Raw genomic sequence first — 22,588 nt, forward strand, 5'->3', positions numbered from 1 at the left:
ACTCACTGAATACGAAGCTTGATGTACTTGGGTTCCAGGTAGTCGCGCATGCCCAGTTGACCGCCTTCACGACCCATGCCACTTTCTTTCACACCGCCGAACGGAACCTCGGCCGACGCAAGCAGCATGTCATTCACACCGACCATGCCTGCCTCGAGCGCTTCGCTCGCTCGCGTTGCCGTGCCGAGCGAACTGGTGAACACATAGGCGGCGAGACCGAAGGGCACGTTGTTGGCGCGCTCGATCACTTCGTCGAACGTCTTGAAGCTCGCAACCGGTGCGACCGGCGCGAACGGCTCGGCCGTCATGATTTCCGCGTGTTCCGGCACATCGCCCAGAACCGTCGGTTCAAAGAAGAAGCCGCCGCTCGGGAAGCTCGTGGGGATCGAGCCGCCGGCCTGCAAGGTTGCGCCCCTGGACACCGCATCGCTGACCATGCTGACCGCGCGTTCGCGACCGCGCGCATTGGCCATCGGACCGAATTCCGTGGACGCGTCGAGACCATTGCCCAGACGCAGCGACTTCGCGACATCGGCCATTGCCTTTTCGAACGATGCCTTGATGCTCTCATGAACATAGAAGCGGCTAGGCGAAATGCAGACCTGACCCGCGTTGCGAAACTTCGTGCGCGCACAGAGCGTGCCAGTTTCAACGGGATCAACGTCATCAAATACCAGCACCGGGGCGTGACCGCCAAGCTCCATGCTCACGCGCTTCATGCCGTCCGCGCACAACTTCAAAAGAATCTTGCCGACAGGCACCGAGCCGGTGAGGCTGACCTTGCGGACGATTGGCGAAGCGATCAGGTGCGCCGAGATGTCGGTCGACTTGCCGGTAACCACATTGAGCACACCCTTTGGGAGACCGGCGGCACGCACTGCCTCGACCATGATGTACGTTGAAAACGGGGCCTCTTCCGACGGCTTGACGATAATCGAGCAGCCCGCTGCGAGTGCAGGTGCGATCTTGCGCGCGGGCAGCAATCCCGGAAAATTCCATGCCGTGAATGCTGCCACGGGGCCGACCGGATCGAAGCGCACGTGAAGACGCGTGTTCGCATCGCGCCCGTCAAGAGTATGACCGAAAACGCGGCATGCTTCGCCGGAATACCAGTCGAATTGCTCGGCCATGGCGTTGAACTCACCGCGGGCTTCCGCGAGCGGCTTGCCCGTTTCGAGCGTCATCATGCGAGCGCCTTCATCAGCGCGAGCACGGATTTCCGCTGCCACGCGGCTCAGCAACGCCGCACGCTCCCAGCCACTCACGGCCCGCCATGTGCGGAAGCCGCTCTGAGACGAATTCAACGCATCGTCGAGATCACGTGCGTCGGCGCAGGGAATCTCGCCGAGCGCACTTCCGTCGAACGGATTCAGCACCGGCTCCGTATTTCCAGACGAAGCCTGACGCCATTCACCGTCGATAAACAGTCCATATCGTTGATACACGGTTGCCTTCTCAATGTCTGATCTAGATTGTCTGCTGGGCGTAGAGCTTTTCGACATCGTCGACCCACGGCCCGACGTTCCAGCGACCGTATGCGCCCATGCCTCCTTCGTCCTGGTGGCCCCAGTACACCGGCACATGCACCACCGACAGGCCGTCGTGACGATAAGCCTCCTCCAGCGCCGCATCCAGCTCGCCGAGCGTGTAGCCGCCGAAGATACCCTTCACGCCTTTGACCGAGTTGGCCATCGCGACGAAGTCCACCTGCACCGGGTCATTCGTGCCGAAGTCCGGGCCGTACTGCGAAGCCTGCAGCGACGAGATCGCTCCCATGCGCCGGTTGTCGAAGATCACCAGCATCCCCTTCGTGCCGTGCACCACCGCGTCGATCAGGATCTGCGGATTCATCATGAATGAGCCGTCGCCCGTGAAGCCGACCATGTAGCGGGGCTGCTCCGCGAGCGCGCCGGCCAGCATGCCGCTCGACGCAAAGCCCATGTACGAGGCACCCGTTTCCGTGTACGTCTGGTCCGCGCGGTCGTCTTCCACCAACTGGAAGCCATTGGCCTGCACATCGCCCGCGTCGAACAGCTTGATCGCCCCCACGCGGTTCGCAAACGACGACACCGCGTGCACCGCGCTCGGCTGCGTGAGCACCTTGCGCCCCCACACCTCGTCCTGCAGCGTCACGCCCGCCACGCGCTCGCGCTTCAGTGCGTTCCACTCGGCCTTCTTCGCCTGGCATGCCTCGACCCAGGCGTTCGAGACAGGCTTCGATACGTTGCGGCGCCTGAGCGCTGCGACCAGTCCGTCGATGACCGCACCCACGTCCCCCGTCAGTCCGACCGTGTGGTTGTAGTGATTGGCGTCGTCGACGTCGCCATTGATGTTGATGACCGCCCCGACCTGCGGATAACCCGTGCCCGAGCAGTCGGCCTGGCACACCGCGCGCGAGCCCACCGCGATCAGCAGCGTGGCGCTCTCCATGGAGTGGTTGCCCGAGATCGAGCCCTTGCTGCCGCCCACGTGCATGTTGCGCGGATGCGCGTCGGGCAGCACGCCCACCGAGCCCGGCGAGAGCACCACCGCGCCGTTCACTGCGTCCGCGAGCCGTGCCATCTGCTCGCCATGGCGACGCGAGCCGCCGCCTGCCTTGATCACGATGCGCTCGTGCTGCGCGATCAGATCGCAGGCCGAATCGTAGGCAGCGTCTTCCGCAGGCGCGACCACCGGCATCTCGATACGCTCGGGCAGCGCATCGAGGCGCAACTGCATGCGTTTGGGCTGCACGTTGATCGGCAGCATCAGGAAGAACGGCCCCGCGAAGTACGGACGGTGTACCGTCTCCGTGCCGCGGCGCATTGCCTCGCGCAGCGCCTCGGGCGTGTGCAGCGTGTACGCGCCGCTCATCGTCTCGGCAATGCGCAGAAACTGGCTCTGGCGGCGCGTGGGGATCTGCTGCATGTTGTAGCCTTCGCCGTGCGTCGTCTCGTCGCCGTAGATGTGGTACACGCCGACCCCGTTGGAGGCGGCCGCGAGCGAGCCCGCGAACGCCTGCAGCGCGCCCGGGCCGATCGACGTGACCACCGCGGGCGTCTCACCGAATGCCCAGGCCAGCGCCGTGGCCGCGTGTGCCATCGCGACCTCGTTACGGCACTGGAAAAAGCGCGTGACGCCCTCTTCGGTGTACGCGCGCAGGATCTCGCCCAGGTCGGTCGTGCCGTGCCCCAGGATGCCCAGATACTTGGACACACCCTGGCGCAGCAGCGCGAGCACGAGTGCTTCCGACACGGTGACGTCGAGCGATCCCGCCAGGGCTCCTGACTCCAGTGCCTCCTTCAGCCCGCCCGCCCTGGCGATCGCGCGTGCACGCGCCCTCGCCTGCCGCGTTACGTCGTTGTCCAGCGCGTGCGGCTCCTGCTGCTGTGTCAGAGTCGAAGCTTCCGGAAACGTCATGATTGCTTCCCTCGCCCGGACATGATCATCTCGACGATCTCGGTCTGGTTTGTCTTCGAGGTCAGGAGTTCGCCTGCCTTCTGACCGCGGTACATCACTGCGATGCGATCCGTGACCTCGAGAACATCGAGCATATTGTGCGTGATGTACACAACGGCAACGCCTTCATCCGCGAGCTTGCGGGTCAGTTCAAGCACCTTGCGCTGCTCGGGCACCGCGAGCGCCGCTGTCGGCTCGTCGAGAATAACCAGATTCGCCTTCCATCGGATCGCTCTCGCGATTGCCACTGCCTGGCGCTGGCCGCCGGAGAGACTATCAACCGAGACCTTGAGCGACGGGATGTGGATATGAAGACGATCAAGCGTCGCGCGGGCATCGGCGTGCATTGCCTTATTGCGAAGCACCTTGATCAGTTTTGGAACGATGGTTGTCGTAATCTCGCGACCGATATAAAAATTGTCGGTCACGCCGAGATTCGGCACCATCGCGAGGTCCTGGAACACCGTCTCGATTCCGAGTGCGTGCGCTGCCTTCGGCCCTGAAATATTCACTTCCTCTCCCCGGCACAAGATCTGCCCGGAGGAAAGTTGATGCACGCCCGAAAGCACCTTGACGAGGGTCGTCTTTCCAGCCCCATTGTCACCAAGCAGGCCGAGCACTTCACCCGCGCGAATATCGAGGTCCACGTTACGCAGCGCTTCGACGCCCCCGAATCGCTTGCCCACGCCGCGCATCTGGAGGAAAGGCTGAACTTGAGCTGAACTCATTTTGATATCCGTCCTGTAGAGCGAATCAAACGCTCAGGTTGGAGAGGAATGCCCGGCTCTCGTCCAGGATTTGTTCGTCCGTGCGTGTAAAGCCGTAGACCTGCGCTTCGTATTCAATCGAGAGCGCGCCGTCGTAACCGGCATCGCGAAGCCGATCGACAAGCGCCTTGAAGTCGATCTCGCCTTCGCCGAGTGGAGGGAAGGCGAAATCGGGAAATCGACCGGATCCGTCTTTCATGTGAACGTGTGCGATCCTGTCGGCGAAGCGGTCGACAATTTCGAAAGGACTCGCGCCCTGAACGACGATCTGGCTCGGATCGAAGTTGATCTTGAACGGAACCCCGGGCAGGTCCGACGCCAGTCTTGCGTAGTCCTTAGCGCTGTGGAAAATGTGGCCGGCAATCGCTTCGATTCCCAGTTGCACGTCGCGCTCCGACGCATGCTCGACAAGTTCCCCAATCGCATCTGCGAACCATCCCCATGCGATCTCGCGGCTCGTGTTGGCGGCAAGCGGGCCAGAGAGAACATGGACGTAACTCGAACCCATTTCCACGGCGAGATCGTTGCAGCCTTTCATGAAGTCGATTGCCTGTCGGCGTAGAGCTTCTTCAGGATGCAACATCGGGATGTGCGCACCGATAGCCGGCACCTTGAGCTTTGCGGACGCGATGGCGCGACGGATGTCTTCGCGCTCCTCCTTCGGGGTAGCCGGCGTGATGTGCGCTTCTGCCCAGGGCAGCGTTTCCGCGTTCAGTTCAATGCCCGCATAGCCTGCGTCCTTCACTGCCTTGATCACGTCTTTCAACGACCGCCTGGGGAGACCGACCGTATGGAACGATGCGTACATATGGATTTCCTCAAGACGGCACACGCGTGCCGCCTCGTCATGGTGAAATTAGCTGTTAATCAGTAGCTGGGCAGCTTGAACGGCGCGTCGGCCGGCAGCGGAAGATCGACCCAGCGGCCCCCGTCATTTGCCGAGATGTAGGCGCCCTGAACCACTTCCTGCGCCCGCAAGCCGTCCATACCGGAAGCAATAACCGGCGCGCCTTCCGTAATGCTTTTGCAGAAAGCCGCGAACTGGCCTGCATAGGCACTTTTGCGCGGCGGAAAGATCTTGATCCAGCCGCCCTCAAAGGTGTTCCACCAGGCCTCGGGGTAGTGCGCCTCGCGCAATACGTCCGGCAGATCGTTCGCCTTGTTTTCGGTGTACACCGCGAGCGGCGCGGCGTGGAAGGGATTCAGCGTCTCGCTGGCGATGTGGATCGTGCCCTTCGTCCCGTAGATGTCGGTGCCGTCGCCAATTGCCGGGGAATAGCGATCGGAGGAGAGGCAGCCCCGCGCCCCGTTCTTGAAGCGCCCAAGCAACCACACGTTGTCATCCGCCTTCTCCGGCAGCACATGGTGCGACAGCTCGGCGAAAATCGCGGCGAAATCGCCCACGAGATACCGTGCGAGATCGATACGGTGAATCGTCAGGTCGATGATCGTGGCCCCACCGGACTGCGCCAGATCGTAACGATATCGGGACGCCGCCGGATACGCGGTGGACTTCTCCGAGTAGACGGACCGGAACGCATGAACGTCGCCGATGAATCCCGAATCAATGAGCGTCCTGGCGATCTGTACCTGGCTCCAGAATCGCTGGTTGAAGCCGACCTGCAGCACGACGCCAGCCTGCCGGGCGGCTTCTACCATGCGCGCACATTGCTGAACTTCGATGGCGAGAGGCTTCTCGCACAGAATGTGCTTCCCGGCCCTGGCCGCTGCGACGGCTGCCTCTTCGTGCCGGTTGTTCGGCGTCGCGATGATGACGGCGTCGATCTCGCTGCTGTCGAGCATGGCGTCCAGGGTGTCGAAGCGGCGTCCGGCGCCAAACTCGGCGATCAAGCCATCGACGCGGGTCGGGTCTGCGTCATAGATTCCGACCAGGCGCGCAAGGCCGGACTTGAGCACCGTCGGGATGTGACTCAACCGCATGATGGTACCGGCGCCAATCAGTCCGATTCCCAACTGCCTTTCATTGCTCATTTTGGATTCCTTTTAATCCGGATTGGAAATAGCTCGTATTGCCGATGGCCGAAGCCTTATTTGATTATGCGAATCTTTCCGCGGCGGATAGAGACAAGAACGGACGCCACCAGCACAGCTCCAGTCAGCACCGTTTGCACGTTTGTCGACACACCGACGATGACAAGGCCGTTGGCAAGCGTGGTCATGACGAGACTACCGACAACCGTCCCTACGATCGAACCCATGCCTCCGGTCAGTGGCGTGCCGCCAATCACCACAGCGGAAATAGCAAGCAGTTCGAAGCCAATCCCGGTTGTAGGACTTCCCGAGCCGATCTGGGCGGTGAGGATGCCGCCGCCCACACCCGCCATGACGCCGCATAGAACGAACATTGCGAACTTCACGCCCCTGTTCGGGACTCCAAGAATGCGGGTCTTTTCCTCGTCTCCCCCGATCGCGAACACGTAACGGCCGAACGTCGTGAACTTCAGCAACAGGCCGGTTACGACTGCCGCGATCGCCATGATGATCAGCGGTACCGGCGGATTGCCGAGATCGTTATACGGGCTCGCGAGATCGACAGAGACCGGTGTGCCCTGCGTCAGGATAACGGTGAGACCCCGTGCCATGGAGAGCATGCCGAGCGTGACGACGAACGACGGGATGCGCCCGACGACGAACAGCGCACCGTTGACCGCACCCACCACGCCGCCGACCGCCATTGCAACGACGAACGCCCAGACCCCGAGTTGCGGACTTGCCCATGCTGCGAAAATGCCCGCGAGTGCCATTGAAGACCCGACGCTCAGATCGATGCTGCCGCCGATGATCACAAACGTCAGCCCGATCGCGACCACGCACAGGACCGCACAGTTCTGAAACACGGTACCCAGGTTCGACCACGTCAGGAACCGGTCGGGGGCAAGGACACCGAAGATCAGCACAACGAGAAATAACGCGAGGTACGCAATGTAGTGAGCGACAAAATCGCTGTACACGAAACGCTTCCTCGGAGTGGGCACTGCAGGAATGGACGGGTTCGTCGTAGACATCGCTTTACTCTTTAATCTTCAGAGGGAAGGTCTGGCTGGTCGCCTTCGGATTGAACGTCAGTGAGTAGTCCTTGACGTTATAAGGCGGTTGCGAATCGATGAATTGTTGCTTGAACTTTGCGAACGAACCCGAATCGACGTCGAGCAAGCTCAAACGAATGTTCGTATTGAGCGGGTCGTGACCATTCACCTTGTCGAAGGCGATCAGCACGGCGAAACCGAGCTGCAACCAATGGCCGCCGGTCGAAAAGATGTAGTTCGTATTTTTGGAGATCAGATCGACAGCCTGCGGCACGAGGTCCATGCCGGCGAGCTTGATTTCGTCCTGGCGGCCAGCCTGCCGGACCGCGCGGAACGCACCGAGGCACAACGCGTCGTTGTAACACCATACGCCATCGATCTGCCCTTTACCGTGAGCAGCAAGCAGGTCCTGCATTGCCTTGTAGCCCGAGTCTTCCGATTCGCCTGGACCTACGTACTGCACAAGCGTTACGTCTGGATGCGCCTTGATCGCTTCCTCCAGCCCCGACTTGCGGCCCTCTGCAACCGACGAGCCGGGCAAGCCACCGATGGCCACAATCTTCTTCGCGCCGGCGGCGATGAGGTGGTTCGCTATCGAGCGGCCGGCGTAGACATCATCGGGGCCGATGAAACCGAGGTACGGCGCCTGCGCGTTGTCCGCGGCAAAGCCAGGGTAGCGATCGACAATCATGATCGGCAGATGAGCACGATTCGCAATGCGGATCAGACCTGGGGCACTCGCAGTCGACTGCGGCGTTACGACAAGCGCCTGCACGCCACGCGACACCAACGACTGTACGTCGCTGATCTGTTTGTCTTCGCGGTTTTGCGCGCCAACGATAACTAACTTCGCCCCCAGTTGCTGGGCGACGTATTGCGCGAAATTGACGGCTCGAACCCAGAATGGGTTGTCGAGTGTCGGAATCGAGACTCCGATGGTGATGTCTTTCGTCTGCGCCGAGGCCGGAACGACCCACGAGGCTGCGCATGCCAACAGTGCTGCCCCAAATACGCGCCGAAGCGCGCCTCTCCGCGATGCCATGATCATGAATGTCTCCTTAGCTGGGTTCTCCACCCTTGTTCGTCGCCCTTACACCGTCCGATGGAACGGATGGACTGAATATAGTCGCCGCGTTTCACAATCGTCAACATCGTTGCGTGAAAAATGATGCGGGGATTACCCTGGCTTCTGCGCTATACGGTGCTTACAGTCGAAAACAATCGCCTCAGGTGCCGAAAAATCTTTCTTTCGTTGTGCAATAATCAACGCCTTATTATATTTTTAGCGAATCGAGCGAATAATTGGTTGCACGATAAGGCAAGGTGTATCATCAGCAGCAACATATTTGCGTCACAGCGCGCTCGTGAGGAAAAAATGGAAGTTCGATCTGTGTCGAAAGCGCTTCGTTTGATGGAAGCGCTCGCCGATGTTGACGGCCCGGTCGGGGTCAGTGAATTGGGTCGGCAACTGGATATGGACAAGGCTTCGGTGTCGCGGATGTTGCGCACGCTTGAAATATCGGGCTTTGTTACGCAGGATCCGGTGACCAAGAGTTATATGCTGGGTCTGACGCTCGTGCATCTTGGTCAGAAGGTTCTGCGCCGAATTAACTTGCGCAACGCCGCACGAGGGTCGCTCGAGTCTCTTGCCGCCCGCTCCGGCGAGTGCGCGCACATTGCAGTTCTGGTTGGCGGTCGCGCCCTTTACATCGATCAAGCGGCACCCTCGCGAGGAGTCAGCATCGATGCCCCAATCGGCACGCTTGCACCGCTGCACTGCACCGCGCTTGGAAAGATCTTGCTCGCATTCCAGCCGGAGGCCGCACGGCAGTCACTCCTTGGAACCCTGCATCTGGAATCGTTCACGCGCCGCACACTCACCGACGCGAGGGCAGTAGGAAGGGATCTGGAGCAGATCGCGTCCCACCGGGTCGCCTACGACGATGAAGAATTCAGCGTAGGCGTGCGTTGTTTGGCCGTTCCGATCTTCAAGCACGATGGGTCAGTCGCGGCGGCAATTGGACTGTCCGGACCGAGCCCGCGTGTCACCGACGAACGCCTGCAAGAGTGGGCAGTCATGTTGCAGGAAGAAGCGCTCTCGATTTCCATACAGCTAGGTTGGGAGGCGCCCAAGGAATTGCGCAAGCGAGTCGAACTGACCGCCGGGGAATAGCTGCGCGACACTTCGCGTGGTTGGGGGTGCTCGTTCCGCATGACGGCAAGGACGTGAGCGTCGGTAAGTTGCTCTGTCCGGCCCTCATCCTCCTCTCGCCGCCAGCACAAACTGCCGAACCTTGTCCTCATCGACAGGATTCCACCACACGCCTCCCACCTTCAGCGAACTCGCGACGATCACCGCATCGACCACCGATAAAATCTCCGCCACGTTGTGCTCCGTGCAACCGCTGCCCACCAGCAACGGCAAACGGGTCGCCGCACGAATCTGCCGCAGATACTCGACGCTGGCCGCATCCCCCGTACGCTGGCCAGTGGCGATAATCGCATCCGCATCGAAAAACTCGACATCGCGCACAAGCTCCTCGAGCGCCCGGTCCGCGACGATCGCATGCGCACCATGCTTCACGTGGGCATCCGCGAACACGCGGATCCCGTCGGCCCGAAGCTGCGCGCGATAGCGCAGCGCCCGCGCCGCCTCCCCCTCGATCAAGCCTTCGTTGGCCACGTACGCATTCGCCCACTGATTGACCCGCACGAATGCCGCGCCGCTGGCAGCCGCAATCGCGAGGGCCGGTATCGACGCATTCGCAAGCACGTTGATGCCGACGGGCAGACCGGTTTCGCGCCCGATCCGGTCCGCCGCCACGGCCATGAACGCGGAGGTCTCGTGGCCGATGTCGTCGGGCTTCGAGAACGGCACGTCGCCGTGATTCTCAACGATGAGGCCGTCTACGCCGCCCTGCGCATAGGCGCGCGCGTCGGCAAGCGCCGCTTCGTAAAGCACCTCGCTCGCTCGCCCGTCGTAGCGCGGCGCGCCAGGAAAGGCAGGGCAATGAATGACGCCGATCACCACGCCGCGCGAGCGCCCGAAAATCCGTTCGAGACTGTCGGTGCGGCCTCGCCCCACTACCTGCTGCGTGCTCATGGAAATTCCCTCTCAACGGGTTCGAATAAACGTGGCCAGCTCGCTCATGAGCTCGCGGCCCGGGAAACTGGCTTGCGTGCCGCGGCGGCTCACCACGTACGCGGCTACGGCCATCGCATCGGGCAGCGCATCGCCGACCGAAAGGCCGCGTGCGAGCGCCGCGGCAAGCATGCCGCACAGCGCATCTCCGGCACCCACTGTGTCGACCGCCGCCACCGCCCGGAGCGTCGGCACATCGACCGGCTCACCGTCGCCATGGCACCAGATGATGCCCTCGGCCCCCAGGGTGACGAGCACGTTTGCCGCGCCGGCGCGCCGCAGCGCCTGCGCCGCGCGATGCGAATCGGTCAGCCCGGACAGCGCCGCCGCTTCGACGCGGTTGACCACCAGCACATCGACGTCGGGTAGCAGCGCACGGCAGTCGTACTGCGCAGGACCGGGGTTCAGCAGTGTCCTGCGCCCGCCCCGCCGGGCGTGCCGCAGGAGCGCGGCGGTCACGGCACGCGACAGATTGCCCTGCAGCACGATCCAGTCGCCCACGCGGCTCGAAGCATCGAGAGCGTCCTCGTCGGGCGCGTAGCGGTTCGCGGCGTCGCTGCGGGTCACGATGGTGTTTTCGCCGCACGCATCGACGGTGACCACCGAAAGGTCGGTCGCGCAGTCGAGCTGCACGACGTAGCGCGTGTCGACGTGTTCGCGCTCGAGCATCGCGATGATCCGCGCGCCCTCCGCGTCGCAGCCGACGGCGGCCAGCAGCGTAACCGCCGCGCCGGCGCGTGCCGCGATCACCGCCTGGTTCGCGCCCTTGCCGCCGAAGTCGAGCGTGCTGTCGAGCGCGAGCGAGGTCTCGCCCGGCTGCGGCAGCGCGGCGACGCGCAACGTCATGTCGATCGCCGCGTTGCCGATCACGCAGACCCCCGCGCCGCCGCGCGCTCCAGTGCCGTTCGTCATGGGCCGCGCGCCGCCCAGTCGTCGAGGATGACGCGGTACAGATCGACCGCGGCATGGATGCGGTCGATGCGGCAGTACTCGTCGGTCTTGTGCGCGAGCTCCGGCTCGCCCGGACCCAGCAGAACGGTGGGCGGCCATGCCGTGGCGGGCTTCAGCACGGCCGCGTCGGTGAAATAGCGCGCCGTGCGCGGGGCGGCCGGCATCTCGTCGAACGGCCGGGCGAGTTCGAGCACGCGCGCGATCCAGTTGTCCGACGGTTCGGAATAGACCGGCGGCAGATCGATGACCGGCGACAGTTCGACCGGCGCGAGGCGACCGTGCAACTCCCTCGCGAGGCAGGCGTGATCGATGCCGGGCACGGTCCGCATATCGATCGTGAACTCGGTGCGGTCGGGAACGGAGTTCACGTTGAGGCCGCCGTGGATCGTGCCGACGTTCAGCGTGGGCGCCCCCATCGCTTCGTGCGCGGGGCCCACGCTGAAATCCCAGAGCTTCGCGAGCGCCTCGGCGGCGACGCGGATCGCGTTGACGCCGCGCTCGGGCATCGCGCCGTGCGCGGTCACGCCGTGCGCCACGCCTCTGAGCCACAGCGCGCCCTTGTGTCCCAGCAGAACGCGGTTGGCGGTTGGCTCGCCGACGATCAGCGCGCCGAGCGGCGGCAGCCACCCGGCGCCCTCGGCACGCAGCGCCTCGGCGCCGTCGCAGCCAGTCTCCTCGCCTCCCGTGAGGATCAGGTGCACGCCCGTCCCGCGCCGCAGCGTATCGAGCGAGCCCGCACACGCGGCGACGAAGGCGGCAATGCCCGCCTTCATGTCGCTCGTGCCGCGCCCGTACAGCCGTCCGCCCGCGATTTCGCCCGCGAACGGATCGTGCTCCCACGCCGCCGCGCCCAGCGGGACCACGTCGAGATGTCCGGTGAAGCCGAGCGGCAGCCCTTCGGCGTCGCCCGCCAGCCGCGCCACCAGGTTCAGGCGCCGGGCGCCGAACGCATGCAGGCTCACGTCGAACCCCAGCCCCCGCAGTACGCCGGCCAGATGGCGGGCGCAGGCTTCCTCGTCGCCGGGCGGATTGACCGACTCGAACGCGACGAGCTCCCGCGTCAGCACGACGGGATCAATGGCGGTCATGAGCGAATCTCGCGTGCCGTGACCGGCTCATTGCGCCGCCTTGTTGCGAGAGCCCGCGGTGTCCGGCGTCAGCCAGTCGAGGCAGTTGCGCCACAGCCGCGCATAGCCTTCCCATGCGGAAAACTCGGGCGGCAGCCAGTGCACGGACATGTCGCTCGTCCAGGCGAGCGTGCGTCCCGCGCCGTACTGACCCGCGGCGAGCAGCGGATGGCCGGTCTCCGGCACCGTCGCGATCAGCGTGGCATCGGGCTTGATTTCCACTTCGTTGTAGCCGAGCAGATGCGGCCAGTGGGCGCCGAGCCCTTCGATCACGGGGTGCTGCGCCACGATCTCGGGCGTGAAGCCTTCGGGCACCTCGACGCGGTCGTCCCACGGCAGACAGCGCACGGGCAGCACCGCTTCGACAGGGGTATTGCGAAACCGCGCGCTGCCGTTGATGCCCTGGAAACTCAGGTAGCCGCCGATCATCATGAGCCCGCCGCCGGCCTGCACGTAGTCGCGCAGGAGCTTCAGGCGGTTCGGCGTGCGCCGGCTCTGCGCCCACGTGTCCGGATGCAGCAGCAGCGTGTTCGCGCCGATATCGGACAGGATGATCGCGTCATAGGCCTGCAGTCCTTCGAGTGTCGACGGAAACAGCGTCTGCGCGTCGTGGCTCGGCATATGCGTGACCGCGTAGCCGGAATCCTCGAAGAGTGCGAGGAACTGCTGCGAGCCCGTGTGATACGTCACTGAGGCGAACTGATCGAAGCCTTTGACGTGAGTTGCCGTGCTGGTCCAGGATTCGCCGGCGAGCAGGACGGTTTTCTTCATTCGCATCTCCTTTGGACGCAGGCCCGCGGCGCGTTTGCCGTCGGCACCTGCGTGATTGCATCTCGATGAATGGCGCGGGTGCGCCGTCAACCCCGGCGTCGCGTCAACCTGGACGGTCGCGCGAAAACACCCGGGCGGGATTCGTCACGAGCAGCGTTTCGATCTGCGCGTCGGTTACGCCGTGGCGCCGCAGCCGTGGCACGAAGTGCTCGAGGAGGTAGCCATAGCCGTAGCCGCCGTAGCGCGTGAGCATCATCTTGAGGAACACGTCCTGCGACAGCAGCAGGCGGCCGATGAAGCCGGCGTCGATCAGCGCGCGGATGGCGCGCGCGTTCTCTTCGTCGGAAGGCGACTGCGCATCTTCGTCCGCGTAGTAGTAGTCCATGCCGATCATGTCGTACTCGAGCCATGCCCCGCGCCGCGCTAGCGCGTGCTGATAGGCCACGTCCGCATGGCTCGGGTTCATGTGGCACAGCACCGTATGCGAGAGGTCGGCGCCTTCCCGCTCCACGATGTCGAGCACACGGTGCCCGTGCCGCACCCAGCCCGGCAGATGCACGGACAACGGCACCCGCGTCGCCGCGCTCGCGCGCGCGGCCGCGCGCAGCGACTTCTCCTCCTCGGCCGTGAACGCCGCCGAAACGCCGATCTCGCCGATCAGCCCGGCGATCACCTCGGGCTTCTGCCCGGCCCCGCCCACTTCGTAGATCAATTGCTCCGCAAGCGCGTCGGCGTCCCGCTCGCGCACCCAGGCCGGATGCGACGGCTCCAGATAGAAGCCGGTCGACATTACGATGTTCAGGCCCGTGCGGCGCGCGATGCGCTGCAGCGCGAGCGGATCGCGGCCGATGCCGAGATTGGTGGGATCGACCACCGTCTGCCCGCCCAGATCGCGGAATTTCATCAACTCCTCGGCGGCGAGGTCGGCGTCGAACAACTGGCAGTTGTCGCGGTTCATCAGCGGATTCATGCGCAACGCGCCGAGAATCCCGATATGCACCTTCTGCTCGCCGATATGCCGCTGGCTGCAGCACGCGGGCGCGACCCACTTGCCCGAGGCGTCGATCAGGATGTGCTCGTGCATCAGCGTGACGCCCATCTGCGCGACGGGAATGGGGCCCAGCACCGTCATCACCTGGCCGCTGTCGACACCCACCGGCAGCGGATCGACGTGCCCGAACGAAAGTTTCGATCGCGTCATCGCTCAGCCCTTGCGCCGGCGCTGCGGCGAGAAAATGCGCGTGTTCATCCAGATCGCGAACAGCATGATCGCCCCCTGGATGATCTGCGTGTAGAACGGCGAAACGTGCACGAGAATCAACCCGTTGCCGAGCACGGCGATCGTGAGCGCGCCGAGCAGCGTGCCGAGTATGGTGCCGCGCCCGCCGAACAGGTTCGTACTCCCCAGCACGACCGCCGCGATCACCGCGAGCTCGAAGCCCACGCCCTGGTTCGACGACCCGCTGCCAAGGCGTGCCGTCGTGATGAGGCCGGCCAGCCCCGCCGAGGCGCCGCTCAATACGTACACTTTGACGATCACGCGGCGCACGTCCACCCCCGCGCGGCGCACGCCTTCCGCGTTGGTGCCGATGCCGGTGATGTAGCGCCCGAAGCGCGTGTGACGCAGCACGGCCCAGCCGGCCACCAGCGTCGCGACCGCAATCACCGCGGGCAGCGGGAGGCCCAGCAGCCATTCGCGGCCCAGATCGACGAACCAGCCGTTGCTGTCCACGGGCACCGAATAGCCTTGGGTGATCAGCAGCGCCGCGCCGCGCACGATCGACAGCGTGCCGAGCGTCACGATGAACGCGGGCATGCCGGCGATCGCGATGAAGTAGCCGTTGACGAGGCCGATCAGCCCGCCGAGCACGAGGCCGCCGATCAGCACGAGCGTATCGGGCACGCCGGCATGCAGCGCGATCGCCGCGAGCGCGCCGACGAAGGCGAGCGTCGAACCGACCGACAGATCGATGCCGGCCGTCGTGATCACGAGCGTCATCGTGGTCGCGACGATCAGGAGCGGCGCGCTCTGGCGCAGCACGTTCAGCAGGTTGCCCGCCGTGAGAAAGGTGTCGGTCGACAGCGTGAACGCGACGAGGCAGACGAGGAAGAAGGCCGCGATGCTGGCGACGCCCGCATGCCGGCCCAACTGGCGCGCGAGCCGGGACTGCCGCGGCGCGGCCGGCGTGGGAGAAGAGTGGGACACGGTGATACCCATGGTCAGTGCTCCGCCAGAGGGCGCGCGGAGCGCGCGGTGAACTTGTGGCCGACGATCAGATCGACGATTTCCTGCAGGTTCGTTTCGCCGATCGGGCGGTCCGCGACGGCCTCGCCCTCGTACATCACCGCAATGCGGTCGCACACGAGAAACAGGTCCTGCAGCCGGTGGCTGATCAGGATCACGCTGACGCCGCGCGCGCTGACCGTGCGCACGAGATCGAGCACGGCCTCGACTTCGGCAACGGCCAGTGCGGCGGTCGGCTCGTCCATGATGAGCACCTTCGGATCGAACGACACGGCGCGCGAGATCGCGATCGCCTGGCGCTGGCCGCCCGAGAGGTTCTCCACATCGAGCCGGGTGTCGGGAATACGGATGCCGAGACCGTCGAGCATTTCGCGCGCGTCGCGATGCATCTTCGCGTGATCGAGCACCGGAACGCCGCAGATGCGGCGCATCGGTTCGCGGCCGAGGAACAGGTTGCCGGCCACGTCGACGGTGTCGCACAGCGAGAGATCCTGATAGACCATCTCGATGCGATGGGCGCGCGCGTCGCCCGGATCGTTGAAGTGGACCGCCTGGCCGTCGATCTCGATCGAGCCGCTGTCCGGAACCACGGCGCCCGAGAGCACCTTGGAGAGCGTGGACTTGCCGGCGCCGTTGTCGCCGACGAGCCCCAGCACCTCGCCGGGCGCGACGTCCAGATTGACGCCGCGCAGCGACTGGATCGCTCCGTACTGCTTGGCAATATTGCGCATGCGGACGCGCTGCGGCGCCGCCGTGCCTGCATCGTTCATCTCGCTTCCTCCACGCCACGCGCCCCGCAACGGGGCGCCTCGTCCGGTTACTTGAACACGCTGCGGTACTTGTCGACATTGGCCTTCGTGACGATCGTCACCGGTACCGAAATGGTCTTCTCCACCGGTTGCTTCGCAATCAGCTTCAGCGCCGCATTGACGGCTGCCTTGCCCTCGCCTTCGGGGTCCTGCTGGACGACCGCGGTGACGAAGCCCTGATCGATGCCCTTGATCGCCTGGGCGCTCAGATCCCAGCCGACGATCTTCACATGGTCGGCCACGCCCTGGGCCGACACCGCCGCAACCAGACCGATCAGCGCGGGTTCGCCGGTCGCGTAGAGAATCTGGACGCCGGGGTTGCCGGAGATCAGGTTCTCGGCCGCGGTCTGCGCCTGGTCCTGCACGTTCTGGCCGTCGACGGTGGCAACGATCTTCGCATCGGGAGCGGCGGCGAGACCCGCCTTGAAGCCGTCTAGACGCACGTTCTGGATGTACGAATTCAGCGCACCCACCACGCCTACCTGGGCCTTGCCGCCGAGCGACTTCTTGATGAGGTTCGCGGTGTAGGTGCCGATGTCGATACCCACCTTGCGGTTGTCCACGCCCACCTGCACATCGTTGTCGCCGTTGACGATCGCGTCGATCGTCACGACCGGGATGCCGGCTTTCTTCGCCTCCGTGATCGCGGGCTTGATGCCGTTCACGTCGATCGCGACGACGAGAATCGCGTCCACCTTCTGCTGGATGTACGTTTCGATCGCGTTGTTCTGCGCGTTCGGATCGTTGTTGGAGTTGAAGATCGCGAGGTCGGCGCCGGCCGCCTTCGCCGCCTTCTGCGCGCCATCGTCCATCTGCGTGAAGAACAGCGCCTCCTGGTTGATCTGGACGAGGGCGATCTTTTTCTTGCCGGCCGCGTGCGCGGCGCCCGTTGCCCCCAGCAGCGAGACGGCGCTCGCGAGAACGACGGTAGTGAGGATCCGGCTAAACTTCCTGGCTGTGCTCATCAACTTCCCCTTCATGGCAGGCCGAAGGCGCGGAACCGCCGCCCCTGCGGCCGTCCCGGCTTCAGTTGGTGAAACTTCAGCAGGCGCAGTCGATCGCGCGCCCGAGGCTGGCAAATGACGCCGTCAAACCGGATGCTTGTAAACCGGTTTACTGAACACTACTGCCGACAGCCGGACGCTGTCAACCGCATCAAAAATAAATTTTTGGCGATCCGCTCAGCGCTCGCGCGGCGGCGCGACGGAAGCGCGTTCGATCAGCCGCACGGGGAGCCGCTCGACGGTGGCGGGGGTGTCGCCCGCGAGGCGGGCAACCAGCATGCCGACCGCCTTGCGCCCGAGATCGCGGGCGGACTGGCGCAGGGTGGAGATTGGCGGCATCAGGAGGCTCGCGAACTCCATGTCGTCGAAGCCGACGATCGACATATCGGCAGGCACGCCGATCGCGCGCTCGCGCAAGGTTTCGAGCATGCCGACGACGAGGTAGTCGCTCGCCGCGAAGACCGCCGTAGGCGGCGAAGGCAGTTCGAGCAGCCCAGCCAGCGCCGAGGCCCCGAACTGCCGGTCGTACGAGCCGAAGCGCACGAGTGCCTCGTCGAACGGGACGCCGGCCTCCGCCAGCGCGCGCCGGTAGCCCTCGCAGCGTTCCTGCACCGTGAAAAGCCCGCGTGGGCCGCTCACGTGGCCGATGCGCCGATGCCCTGCGTCCAGCAGATGTTGCGTCGCGAGATAGCCGCCCTGGACGTTGTCGACGAAAACCTTCGGCACGTCGGCGCCGGCGATGTCTTCGTCGATGATGACGATATTGCCGCGCGTGCCGATCAGGTTGCGCAGCGAGCCGTCGTCGGGACGGTTGGAGACGAGGATCAGGCCGTCGAGATGCTGCGTGTCGAGCCAGCCGACATACAGCGACTCGCGCTCCAGTTGATTGCGCGTGATGCACAGCGAAAGCCCGTAGCCGCATTCCGACGCGGCCAGCTCCACTTCGTCCGCGATTTCAGCGAAGAACGGGTTGGCGACATCGGGCATCGCGAGCCCGATCGTTTCGCTGCTGCCAAGGCTCAGGCGCCGCGCGAGGCTGTTCTGGCGGTAGTTGAGCGCGACGATCGCCGCGTCGATGCGTTCGGCGGTCTCGGGCGGAAGGGTAAGACTGCCGTTCAGATAGCGGGAAACGGTGGCTTTCGACACCTTCGCGTGTTCGGCGACATCGCGGATCGTGGACACTTTGGGCACTGCAGGATTCCGGAGCGGAAAACGCCAGTGTAGCGCGGGTGTCTCGTGATCTCCGGGCGTACGCGGTTCTGACCGGTATCGCCGAAGGCGTCGCCGGATGTCATGGCTAGTCCTGCATCCTTATGCGGGAAAGGTATGCTCGGGCGCAGGGAATGCGCCGCTCTTCACTTCGTCGACGTAAGAAGCGATCGCTTCGTCGATCGAATTGCGCGCTTCCATGAAATTCTTGACGAACTTCGCCTTGCGCCCCGGAAACACGCCAATCGCATCGTATAACACCAGTACCTGCCCGGAACAGCCCGGCCCCGCGCCAATGCCGATAGTGGGAATCGCAACGCGTTGCGTCACGTCGTCAGCAAGCGCAGCGGGAATCGCTTCCATCACGAGCAGCGCGCAACCCGCGGCTTCCAACGCCAACGCGTCCTCGATAAGTTGCCGCGCCGCACCGTCCGTCTTTCCCTGCACGCGAAATCCGCCGAGCGCATGGACGGACTGCGGCGTGAGACCGATATGCGCGCAGACGGGAATACCGCGCTCGACCAGAAAAGCGACCGTCGGCGCGAGCCATGCCCCGCCCTCCAGCTTCACCATATGCGCGCCGGCCTGCATCAGCCGGGCCGCGTTGCGAAATGCGTCGTCGGGGGTTGCGTAGGACGAGAACGGCAGATCCGCAACGACGAACGTACTGCGAATGCCGCGCGCCACGCATTCCGTGTGGTAAATCATCTGCTCCACCGTCACCGGCAGCGTGGTGGCGTGGCCCTGGCAGACATTGCCGAGCGAATCGCCGACCAGTATCGCGTCAACGTTGCAGCGGTCCAGCATCGCGGCGAAACTCGCGTCGTAGCACGTCAGCATCGCAATTTTTTCGCCGTTTTCCCGCATGCTTTGCAGCACGGAAATCGTCATGCGCTTGCGAACGGGTTCTTGAAGATAAGTCATATAGATCGTGCCGAAAGTCATGAAAGAAAGCGTCGATGTCAGCGCTGCCAAACCGGCGAGCGCTTCTCGGCAAACGCCGCGATGCCCTCCTTCGCGTCATGGCTTGCCCATAGCGAATCAACCGCCGGGTGCTGCCATAACGAAGGATCGGCCGTACCTGCGCGCTTCATGCCGTCCATAACCACGCGTTTGGTCGTTTCGACGGCGAGCGGCGAATTTTTCAGCATGGCTCGCGCGTAGTTCAACGCGGCGTCCATCAGACCTTCGCGCGGAACGACCTCGTTGACGAGGCCAAAGCGCAACGCCGTGGCGGCGTCGATCGATTCGCCCGTGAGCAGCATCTGCATCGCGAATTTGTAAGGAATATGCTGCGCGAGGCGTTGTATGCCGCCTTCGATCGCAGCCAGCCCGACGCGCGGCTCGGGCAGCGCGAATCGCGCCGACTCCACCGCCACGGCGATGTCGCACGCAAGCAGTATCTCGACGCCACCGCCGAGCGCCAAGCCGTTGACCGCCGCGATAACAGGCTTCTGTAACGAGAAGCGGCGGCTCAATCCCGCGAAGCCGGTGACCGGTTTGCTCGCCGGATCGAGATCGTCCTTGATATCGCTGCCCGCGCAGAATGCCTGCGTGCCGCTGCCCGTGACGATCGCGACGCGCAAAGCGCCGTCTGCCTCGAAGCGGTCGAATTCGGCCGCAAGCGCGTGATGCGTTTCGACGTCGAGCGCATTGCGAACGGCGGGCCGGTGGATCGTCAGGATCAGTACCTGGCCTTGTATGTCGCGCTGAATGGAAGAATGCGTCATGTATTCGAAAATGCGGGTTCGTAGACAAACAGGCCGCTATCCATGACGATTACGCCGCGCTCCGGTGCGCGCACGCGAAAGCGCGCGTCGCCTTCGCCTTCGCGCCACACGTCGACACACAGCCGTTCGCCCGGAAAGACGGGCGACGTCAAGCGGGTCTTGATACGCCGAACGGTCCCCGTATCGTCGGGAAACAGGCAGCGCATCAGCGCATAGGTCGCCATGCCGAAGGTGCACAAACCGTGCAGGATCGGCCGATCCAATCCAACCGAGCGCGCCACCGCTGCATCGACATGCAAAGGGTTGTCGTCGCCGCACAGGCGGTAGATCAGTGCTGCGCGCTCGTCCACGTGCAGCGTCAATTCGTCGTCCGGGCTGCGTGACGGCATCGTATCGAGTTGGCGCGGAAGCGGCGGCGGGCCGCCGAAACCGCCTTCGCCACGGCAAAACTCCGTACACCGAAGGGAAGCGATCGGCGCGTCGCTATCGGCATCGACGAGCTCTCGGCACGTGATCATCACCGCACCGCGCCCCGGCCCGCGATCGTAGACCTCCTCCACGCGATTCCGCCCGATCACCGTTCCGCTACTCGCCAACGGCCGATGCAGCACGACATCCTGCTCGACATGCAGAACCGCGCGCCAATCGATGCCGCTTGCCGGATCCCGCAGCCAGAAGCCGGGGTAGCCAAGCACGACAGCCATGGCGGGGATCGCGCGCAGCGCTTCCTCATACACGTAGCGCAAGGCGGCCGAATCCGGCGCATCGCAACCCCGCCCCGCGCCCACGCCGAGCGCGTACAGAATCGTGTCGCGCGGAGTGTAGTGCTGACGGACGTCCGTGAACGGCCATGCTTTCAGCGTCGCATAATCGATCGGCATGTCGAATGTGTCTTTTAGCGGTTGACGTGAACCGGCGCATGCGCCGGCAGAGCGGCATCCTCGTCTTCGTTGTGCTGAACGTGGCCATCCACTCTCTCAATCGAATCCTTGTATGTTTCGCGCGCCGACGCGACGGCGATCACCGACAGCACGCCGCCCGCCATGATGTACAGCGAGAGCGGCCACGATGCGCCCGCCCAGGCGAACAGGCCCGCCGCGATAAACGGCACCGGCCCGCTCGACGTCAGGCCACCCACCTGATAGCCGAACGCCGAGCCGGTATAGCGCAGGCGCGTTTCGAACTGCTCGGGCATGAAGCTCGCAATCGGGCTATAGGTGCTGGCATGGAGGATCGGCAGCGCCAGCATCAATGCGAGAAACACGCACGCGGTATTGCCGGTATCGAGCAACCAGAAAAACGGGAACGCCCCCAGCACGATGCCAATGGAACCGGCAAGCAGCACCGGGCGACGCCCGAAGCGGTCCGCGCACATCGCAAACATCGGGATCGTGAAAATCTGCACGAAAGACGCTGCACAGATCGCGCCGAGCAGCACTTCACGCTTGATGCCCACGCTTTGCGTGCCGTAGCTCAGGATAAACACCGTCGCGAGATAGAACAGAATGTTCGGCGCGGCGATGGCGAAGACCGTCTTCAGCACGGCGGGAAACGCCTTCGTCAGCACTTCGCCGGCGGGAAAGCGTGCTTCCTGCTTGCGCTCCTTCACCTGCTCGAAGGCCGGTGTTTCCTGGATCTTCAAACGAATCCACAAGCCCAGCAACACCAGAATCGCGCTGCCCACGAACGGCGCACGCCAGCCCCAGCTCATCATCTGATCGGGCGGCAGCTTCTGCACGAGATAGAACGACGCGGTCGCGAGCACCAGTCCGGCTGGAATGCCGCACTGCGGCCAACTGCCGTAGAAGGCGCGCTTGCCCGACGGCGCGTGCTCGACGGCCATCAACACCGCGCCGCTCCATTCGCCGCCGATCGCAATGCCCTGCATCAGACGGAAGAACACCAGCAGGCACGGCGCCCACAACCCCACTTGCGCATAAGTCGGCAAAAGACCGACCGCCGCCGTGGAGACGCCCACGATCGAAAGGCTCAACACCAACATGGTCTTGCGCCCGATGCGATCGCCGAAGTGACCGAACACCATGCCGCCGAGCGGCCGTGCAACGAACGCCGCGCCGAACGCCGCGAACGACGCGAGCGTACCCGTTACCGGCGTCAGGTTCGGAAAGAAGATCTTGTTGAATACGAGCGCCGCCGCCGTGCCGAATAGAAAGAAGTCGAAATACTCGATGAGTGTGCCGATAAAGCTGGCGCCCGCGACCTTCATCATGCCGGCGCGCCCCAAAAGCTTGCGTGTCTGGTCCATCTCTGTCTCCGTTTTATGTTGCGAACGGCACACGCGTAGCCGCGTGCCGGGCGCCCTTGTCAACCTGTCATATCGAGCTTGA

General features: G+C 64.1%; 21 protein-coding genes. 1 reads left to right on the plus strand and 20 read right to left on the minus strand.

Annotation, left to right across the window (positions count from 1 at the left end):
- Positions 1 to 2 precede the first annotated feature (2 nt).
- From V8683_RS05695 to V8683_RS05725, 7 genes are read right to left on the minus strand one after another with little or no spacing between them, the layout of a single operon-like run.
- Complete coding sequence (locus V8683_RS05695) at positions 3 to 1,502, minus strand: NAD-dependent succinate-semialdehyde dehydrogenase (protein WP_411189445.1); 1,500 nt, start codon at positions 1,500 to 1,502, stop codon at positions 3 to 5.
- On the minus strand, positions 1,468 to 3,399 hold the full coding sequence (locus V8683_RS05700) for a thiamine pyrophosphate-dependent enzyme (protein ID WP_411189444.1): 1,932 nt from the start codon (positions 3,397 to 3,399) through the stop codon (positions 1,468 to 1,470). Before V8683_RS05700 ends, V8683_RS05695 begins: the two co-directional genes overlap by 35 nt.
- Positions 3,396 to 4,166 (minus strand): ATP-binding cassette domain-containing protein, encoded by a 771-nt coding sequence (locus tag V8683_RS05705; RefSeq protein ID WP_411189443.1) that lies wholly within the window; start codon positions 4,164 to 4,166, stop codon positions 3,396 to 3,398. The genes V8683_RS05700 and V8683_RS05705 overlap by 4 nt, the downstream gene beginning before the upstream one ends.
- Positions 4,167 to 4,191: 25 nt before the next feature.
- Entirely contained in the window at positions 4,192 to 5,013 is an 822-nt protein-coding gene (locus V8683_RS05710; protein ID WP_411189442.1) for a sugar phosphate isomerase/epimerase family protein, read from the minus strand.
- A gap of 59 nt (positions 5,014 to 5,072) precedes the next feature.
- Positions 5,073 to 6,197 carry a Gfo/Idh/MocA family protein gene (locus V8683_RS05715; RefSeq protein WP_411189441.1) on the minus strand — a complete coding sequence of 375 codons (1,125 nt, stop codon included), beginning with the start codon at positions 6,195 to 6,197 and terminating at the stop codon, positions 5,073 to 5,075.
- Positions 6,198 to 6,253: 56 nt separating this feature from the next.
- The gene (locus V8683_RS05720; protein WP_411189440.1) at positions 6,254 to 7,177 is read right to left on the minus strand and encodes an ABC transporter permease; all 924 of its coding nucleotides are present in this window, start codon (positions 7,175 to 7,177) and stop codon (positions 6,254 to 6,256) included.
- Between the two features lie 58 nt (positions 7,178 to 7,235).
- On the minus strand, positions 7,236 to 8,300 hold the full coding sequence (locus tag V8683_RS05725; protein ID WP_411189439.1) for a substrate-binding domain-containing protein: 1,065 nt from the start codon (positions 8,298 to 8,300) through the stop codon (positions 7,236 to 7,238).
- Between the two features lie 327 nt (positions 8,301 to 8,627).
- Here V8683_RS05725 and V8683_RS05730 point away from each other — a divergent pair, with 327 nt between their 5' ends.
- Positions 8,628 to 9,425 carry an IclR family transcriptional regulator gene (locus V8683_RS05730; RefSeq protein ID WP_411189438.1) on the plus strand — a complete coding sequence of 266 codons (798 nt, stop codon included), beginning with the start codon at positions 8,628 to 8,630 and terminating at the stop codon, positions 9,423 to 9,425.
- Positions 9,426 to 9,509: 84 nt separating this feature from the next.
- On the opposite strand, the gene V8683_RS05735 is transcribed toward V8683_RS05730, so the two are convergent.
- The 13 genes from V8683_RS05735 to V8683_RS05795 form a co-directional block, all read right to left on the minus strand.
- Positions 9,510 to 10,355 (minus strand): BtpA/SgcQ family protein, encoded by an 846-nt coding sequence (locus V8683_RS05735; RefSeq protein WP_411189437.1) that lies wholly within the window; start codon positions 10,353 to 10,355, stop codon positions 9,510 to 9,512.
- A gap of 12 nt (positions 10,356 to 10,367) precedes the next feature.
- Complete coding sequence (locus tag V8683_RS05740) at positions 10,368 to 11,306, minus strand: ribokinase (RefSeq protein WP_411189436.1); 939 nt, start codon at positions 11,304 to 11,306, stop codon at positions 10,368 to 10,370.
- Positions 11,303 to 12,433: a M20 family metallopeptidase gene (locus tag V8683_RS05745; protein WP_411189435.1), complete on the minus strand. Its 1,131-nt coding sequence runs from the start codon at positions 12,431 to 12,433 to the stop codon at positions 11,303 to 11,305. Before V8683_RS05745 ends, V8683_RS05740 begins: the two co-directional genes overlap by 4 nt.
- 27 nt (positions 12,434 to 12,460) lie before the next feature.
- On the minus strand, positions 12,461 to 13,243 hold the full coding sequence (locus V8683_RS05750; RefSeq protein ID WP_411189434.1) for a glutamine amidotransferase: 783 nt from the start codon (positions 13,241 to 13,243) through the stop codon (positions 12,461 to 12,463).
- Between the two features lie 103 nt (positions 13,244 to 13,346).
- Positions 13,347 to 14,444: a phosphotriesterase family protein gene (locus V8683_RS05755; RefSeq protein WP_411189433.1), complete on the minus strand. Its 1,098-nt coding sequence runs from the start codon at positions 14,442 to 14,444 to the stop codon at positions 13,347 to 13,349.
- A 3-nt stretch (positions 14,445 to 14,447) separates the two neighbouring features.
- A complete protein-coding gene (locus V8683_RS05760) occupies positions 14,448 to 15,461 on the minus strand; it encodes an ABC transporter permease (RefSeq protein WP_411189432.1) in 1,014 nt (337 codons plus the stop codon).
- Between the two features lie 2 nt (positions 15,462 to 15,463).
- Positions 15,464 to 16,258 (minus strand): ATP-binding cassette domain-containing protein, encoded by a 795-nt coding sequence (locus V8683_RS05765; protein ID WP_411189431.1) that lies wholly within the window; start codon positions 16,256 to 16,258, stop codon positions 15,464 to 15,466.
- A 47-nt stretch (positions 16,259 to 16,305) separates the two neighbouring features.
- On the minus strand, positions 16,306 to 17,262 hold the full coding sequence (locus V8683_RS05770) for a substrate-binding domain-containing protein (protein WP_411189430.1): 957 nt from the start codon (positions 17,260 to 17,262) through the stop codon (positions 16,306 to 16,308).
- Between the two features lie 216 nt (positions 17,263 to 17,478).
- Entirely contained in the window at positions 17,479 to 18,492 is a 1,014-nt protein-coding gene (locus V8683_RS05775) for a LacI family DNA-binding transcriptional regulator (protein WP_027796057.1), read from the minus strand.
- Between the two features lie 120 nt (positions 18,493 to 18,612).
- Positions 18,613 to 19,434, minus strand: coding sequence for a 3-methyl-2-oxobutanoate hydroxymethyltransferase (gene panB / locus V8683_RS05780; protein WP_411189429.1), 822 nt, complete (start codon positions 19,432 to 19,434; stop codon positions 18,613 to 18,615).
- 38 nt (positions 19,435 to 19,472) lie between these two features.
- A complete protein-coding gene (locus tag V8683_RS05785; protein WP_411189428.1) occupies positions 19,473 to 20,240 on the minus strand; it encodes an enoyl-CoA hydratase-related protein in 768 nt (255 codons plus the stop codon).
- The gene (locus tag V8683_RS05790) at positions 20,237 to 21,121 is read right to left on the minus strand and encodes a MaoC/PaaZ C-terminal domain-containing protein (protein WP_411189427.1); all 885 of its coding nucleotides are present in this window, start codon (positions 21,119 to 21,121) and stop codon (positions 20,237 to 20,239) included. The genes V8683_RS05785 and V8683_RS05790 overlap by 4 nt, the downstream gene beginning before the upstream one ends.
- Positions 21,122 to 21,135: 14 nt before the next feature.
- A complete protein-coding gene (locus V8683_RS05795) occupies positions 21,136 to 22,506 on the minus strand; it encodes an MFS transporter (protein ID WP_411189426.1) in 1,371 nt (456 codons plus the stop codon).
- Positions 22,507 to 22,588 lie beyond the last annotated feature (82 nt).

The organism is Paraburkholderia sp. AV2 (assembly GCF_054968425.1).

Bases quoted from the DNA above. Each gene is read 5' to 3' on its own strand.
- V8683_RS05695 (WP_411189445.1), bottom strand. From the start codon at position 1,502: ATGTCGAAAAGCTCTACGCCCAGCAGACAATCTAGATCAGACATTGAG.
- V8683_RS05700 (WP_411189444.1), bottom strand. From the start codon at position 3,399: ATGACGTTTCCGGAAGCTTCGACTCTGACACAGCAGCAGGAGCCGCAC.
- V8683_RS05705 (WP_411189443.1), bottom strand. From the start codon at position 4,166: ATGAGTTCAGCTCAAGTTCAGCCTTTCCTCCAGATGCGCGGCGTGGGC.
- V8683_RS05710 (WP_411189442.1), bottom strand. From the start codon at position 5,013: ATGTACGCATCGTTCCATACGGTCGGTCTCCCCAGGCGGTCGTTGAAA.
- V8683_RS05715 (WP_411189441.1), bottom strand. From the start codon at position 6,197: ATGAGCAATGAAAGGCAGTTGGGAATCGGACTGATTGGCGCCGGTACC.
- V8683_RS05725 (WP_411189439.1), bottom strand. From the start codon at position 8,300: ATGATCATGGCATCGCGGAGAGGCGCGCTTCGGCGCGTATTTGGGGCA.
- V8683_RS05730 (WP_411189438.1), top strand. From the start codon at position 8,628: ATGGAAGTTCGATCTGTGTCGAAAGCGCTTCGTTTGATGGAAGCGCTC.
- V8683_RS05735 (WP_411189437.1), bottom strand. From the start codon at position 10,355: ATGAGCACGCAGCAGGTAGTGGGGCGAGGCCGCACCGACAGTCTCGAA.
- V8683_RS05740 (WP_411189436.1), bottom strand. From the start codon at position 11,306: ATGACGAACGGCACTGGAGCGCGCGGCGGCGCGGGGGTCTGCGTGATC.
- V8683_RS05745 (WP_411189435.1), bottom strand. From the start codon at position 12,433: ATGACCGCCATTGATCCCGTCGTGCTGACGCGGGAGCTCGTCGCGTTC.
- V8683_RS05750 (WP_411189434.1), bottom strand. From the start codon at position 13,243: ATGAAGAAAACCGTCCTGCTCGCCGGCGAATCCTGGACCAGCACGGCA.
- V8683_RS05755 (WP_411189433.1), bottom strand. From the start codon at position 14,444: ATGACGCGATCGAAACTTTCGTTCGGGCACGTCGATCCGCTGCCGGTG.
- V8683_RS05760 (WP_411189432.1), bottom strand. From the start codon at position 15,461: ATGGGTATCACCGTGTCCCACTCTTCTCCCACGCCGGCCGCGCCGCGG.
- V8683_RS05765 (WP_411189431.1), bottom strand. From the start codon at position 16,258: ATGAACGATGCAGGCACGGCGGCGCCGCAGCGCGTCCGCATGCGCAAT.
- V8683_RS05770 (WP_411189430.1), bottom strand. From the start codon at position 17,262: ATGAGCACAGCCAGGAAGTTTAGCCGGATCCTCACTACCGTCGTTCTC.
- panB (WP_411189429.1), bottom strand. From the start codon at position 19,434: ATGACTTATCTTCAAGAACCCGTTCGCAAGCGCATGACGATTTCCGTG.
- V8683_RS05785 (WP_411189428.1), bottom strand. From the start codon at position 20,240: ATGACGCATTCTTCCATTCAGCGCGACATACAAGGCCAGGTACTGATC.
- V8683_RS05790 (WP_411189427.1), bottom strand. From the start codon at position 21,121: ATGCCGATCGATTATGCGACGCTGAAAGCATGGCCGTTCACGGACGTC.
- V8683_RS05795 (WP_411189426.1), bottom strand. From the start codon at position 22,506: ATGGACCAGACACGCAAGCTTTTGGGGCGCGCCGGCATGATGAAGGTC.